The organism is Streptomyces flavofungini (genome assembly GCF_041028215.1).
GTDB classification, from domain to species: Bacteria; Actinomycetota; Actinomycetes; order Streptomycetales; family Streptomycetaceae; genus Streptomyces; species Streptomyces flavofungini_B.
In genome coordinates this window covers 1-969 of the sequence record NZ_JASKYR010001321.1, presented here as the reverse complement: position 1 = coordinate 969, position 969 = coordinate 1, and the positions used below count along the sequence as shown (strand labels likewise).

Sequence of the window (969 nt, the reverse complement as noted above, 5' to 3'; positions counted from 1 at the left end):
CGGAGGAGAGACCGGCCGCGGCCACGAGCAGCAGCGAGCCGAGCAGCCGAGTCGGTGTCTGGCGCATCCCCGGAAGCGTTCTCACGCGGGTTCCCGGAAACGTTCTCGTGTGCGTTCTCACGTCTGTTCTCACCAGCGGGTCCCTTCGGCGAACTGTCGGTGAAGGTGGCGCAACTGTGGTGCACAGCAATCGAACGGTCCCCATTGGTAACCCCGGGTCCATAAGGGGTCAAGGGGTGTAGACCATCTGTCCGAGGAGTCGGTGCGAGAATCCCGGCATGGCGGAAATCATCCAGCGCGACGGGACCTGGACCTTCGACGGGGAGACGCTGCGCCTCGTGCCCGGGCACGACAAGAGCGTGTCGCTGCTGCGCAAGACGCTCGGTGAACTGGCCGTGCCGCTGGGCGCGTTGGCGGGCATCGCCTTCGAGCAGGGCAAGAAGGCGGGCCGGTTGCGGCTGCGGCTGCGCGACGGCGCCGACCCGCTGCTCCAGGCGACGGGCGGCCAGCTCATGGACGCCTCGGACCCCTATCAGCTCACGGTGGAGCCGGACCGGTACGGCGTCGCGGAGTACCTCGTCGACGAGGTGCGCAACGCCCATCTGATCGAACAGGTCCCGGCCGCCCCCTGCGACGCCTACCTCCTCGCGGGCCCCTCCGTGCCGCTCTCGGTCTCCGCGGGGGACGGCACCGCGAGCTTCGACGGCGACCACGTACGCCTGGAGTGGAACTGGAAGACCGAGGAGGCGAAGTCGGCGGTCGGCACCCGGTCCCTGGCGCTCGCCGACATCGAGGCGGTGGAGTGGCAGCCCGCGGCCGGTCTGGAGAACGGCTGCCTCCGCTTCACCGTACGGAACGCCCCGACCAAGGCCCCGCCGAAGTACGACCCGAACGCCGTGGAGCTCTGGGGCTTCAAGAAGGACCCGCTGATGGCCCTGGTCGCCGCCGCCGTGCAGGCCCGCCTCCCGC

General features: G+C 70.0%; 1 protein-coding gene. It reads left to right on the top strand.

Annotated elements, in window-relative coordinates; translation table 11 throughout:
- Positions 1-278 precede the first annotated feature (278 nt).
- Positions 279-969 (top strand): DUF4429 domain-containing protein (locus AB8Z36_RS40760; RefSeq protein WP_369218384.1); only part of this gene is annotated, 691 nt, incomplete at its 3' end.